The sequence below is a fragment of the Streptomyces cahuitamycinicus genome, from assembly GCF_002891435.1.
GTDB classification, from domain to species: Bacteria; Actinomycetota; Actinomycetes; order Streptomycetales; family Streptomycetaceae; genus Streptomyces; species Streptomyces cahuitamycinicus.
Genome location: NZ_POUC01000706.1, coordinates 1 through 2,588, shown reverse-complemented (window position 1 = coordinate 2,588; position 2,588 = coordinate 1). Strand labels below are relative to the sequence as shown.

General features: G+C 63.6%; 1 protein-coding gene and 1 pseudogene. Both read right to left on the bottom strand.

The genetic code is table 11. The annotated features are described in order from the left end of the window. Positions 1-714 (bottom strand): annotated as a pseudogene (locus C1J00_RS41875) (hypothetical protein); the annotation flags it as partial. A gap of 1,076 nt (positions 715-1,790) precedes the next feature. Continuing rightward, positions 1,791-2,018, bottom strand: coding sequence for a hypothetical protein (locus C1J00_RS41870; RefSeq protein ID WP_102914043.1), 228 nt, complete (start codon positions 2,016-2,018; stop codon positions 1,791-1,793). Positions 2,019-2,588: the final 570 nt, after the last annotated feature.

Genomic DNA, 2,588 nt, shown 5'->3' with positions numbered 1-2,588 from the left:
GTCCTGGGACGCCGAGGGCTTCACATCCGCCGGCAGCGTGCTGGGAGATTGCGTGGCACCGGGGCCGTCCGGCTCCTCCGACTCCTCACTGCCGTAAGAGCCCTCGCCCTCACTGCCGTTCTCGTCCTCGCCACTCTCGCCGTCGCCACTCTCGTCGTCCCCGTAGCCGCTGTCCTGGGACGCCGAGGGCTTCACATCCGCCGGCAGCGTGCTGGGAGATTGCGTGGCACCGGGGCCGTCCGGCTCCTCCGACTCCTCACTGCCGTAAGAGCCCTCGCCCTCACTGCCGTTCTCGTCCCCGCTCACGGCGGCGACGCTCTCGTCCTCGCCACTCTCGCCGTCGCCACTCTCGTCGTCGCCGTAGTCGCTGTCCTGGGACGACGCCAACGGCTTCACCTCCGCCGGCAGCGTGCTGGGAGACTGCGCGGACTGCGTCGCACCGGAACCGTCCGGCTCCTCCGACCCCTCACTGCCGTTCTCGTCCCCGTTCACGGCGGCGACGCGGCTGCTGCCGTCCGTGTCATCGCTGTCGTCGCCAAGGGATGCGGCAGCCGACTGCTTGTCCTTCACCGTGGCCAGAGCGCGCTCGACCGCCATGTCGGCGCGGCCCTTCTGCTCGTCCAAGCCGTCGATGCGAGCGGTGTCGGGGGCGCCGTTCGACCCCTGCGCACTGGTGCCGCTGGTGCAGCCGTTCCCGGAGGAGGGCCCGTTCACGGCTGTCTCACCAGAGGAGCTGCCGCAGGCGTTTGTGAGAGCCTCGCCATGCGAGTCCGCCAACGCCGGAATGCCGTACAGGGGCAGAATGCTCGTCGCGGCCGCAGCCACAACCAGCCCCTTGCTCAGTTTCTTTCGCATCGTCGTCTTCCTGCTCAAGGAAAGAGGAAAGGGGAACAGCCGACCCTGGCCAGAAGAGGAAAGCGTCAGGGTAGGCCCGTGCCGCAGCCCATTCAGCCGACGCGTCGACGAACCTCAACGCTGGCGGACTGGCAGGTGCTGCGGGGAATCCGGTACAGGTGCACCGAGAGATCGACTAGGGAGTGACTGATCGAGATCCAGCCCGCCGAGCTGTACGCCACGGCGCGCGGAATTCGTCAGCGTTTCCCACTCTTCTTGCGGCGGGGGCTCGGGGTGACTTCCCTCCTCCCGTAGTTTCTCCTCCGCCTGATTTTCTGGCTGGTCCAGTGATGGGATGCGGTGAAGTGCCAGTACCGACAACCCGAGCACCGGTAGATGCGGTCAGGGGTTTTCTCCAACAATGACTGCTTGACCAGCCAGAGCCTCGCCTCGGATTTGGTACGGAATGACGCTTTCCTTGTATCCGGGCATCGCGGCAAGATGATCATACCACTCACACCGCCTCAAATATGCGTTTCGCAACCCCCTTCAACTGAAGGGCCGAACCGATAGTGCATCCGCAGGAAAGCTGCATCAAGCGGGTGACACTCTTATGGGCCAGCCGTCTCCAGACTTCGTCCGTACGGCTCCTATTGGGAAGCTGATGCGAGTGTGCGTTAATCAGATGACACAAACGTGCCTGGCATGCGGCTCATGGACTCCCCCGGCCGAGTGAAAAGACGGCCATGGAAGGCTGGTACCCTCCGGCGCTTCATGTGATCGACGCCATGGAACGAAAGCGCCCCTCCCTCCGTCAATGAGGACGCTCACCTCATCAGCCCGTCAGGGAGAGACGCTTTCAGGTCGGGCCTCCATACCGGGGAATCGAGATGAGGCCCCTGACCGCCGAATGGTATTCGAACGATCAATACCTGGCCCTAGTGGACTCAGGCCGTTCAGACAGCCGCGTCGGGGAGGTCCGCAATCACCACCGTGGCCGTGGCCGTAGCGGTGTTGGTGTTGGTGTTGGTGTTGGTGTTGTTGTTCTCGTTCTCGTTGACGATGACAATGGAGTCGTTGCTGCCGTTGTCGTCGTTGTCGCAGGCGGCGCTGGCAGCGGAGGCGGAACCCGCGAGGAGGGCCACCGCAGCGAGGGTCGACGCAGCTCCGCGCTTCATGGTCATACGCATTGTTGTCTCCGTTCCTTTTCTTCCCCGTTGGAAGAACGAAACAGATACTGCCGCGACACTGGAGACCGCACAACTTGAAAGGCCCCTGAGTCCGGAACTTCACTCATATGGCTCTGTGCTGCAGGTGATGTCGATGATCGAGCACTCAGGCCGACCAACGGAAACGACTGCGCTATAACGGTGAAGCACACGAATAAACCAATGGGCCAACCGCCACAGGCGGCCGGCCTCTAAGGACACATCAAATTGCCCTGGAACCTCTCGAGGGCGACGGCAAACGAAATGCGCGGCTCGAGGCCGCGCATTCGTCTTAGCTTGCCACCGTTCGAGCGGATCTCCTCTTCCTCGGCGGATGAGGATGTAACCCCATCCGCCAGTCAGGGAGAAGCGCTTGCAGTTCGAGCCACGATCCCGAGAGAATCGAATGACCGCCGAACTGGACTCGAACGATCACCAGCCGACTGCATTGGGATCAGCCCAGCGTCACAGAACCGCCAGCAGGAAGCCCAGGAGGCTCGGGTCCGAGGCGCTCTGCGCCGCCGGGGCGGCAGCGGTGGCGGCAGC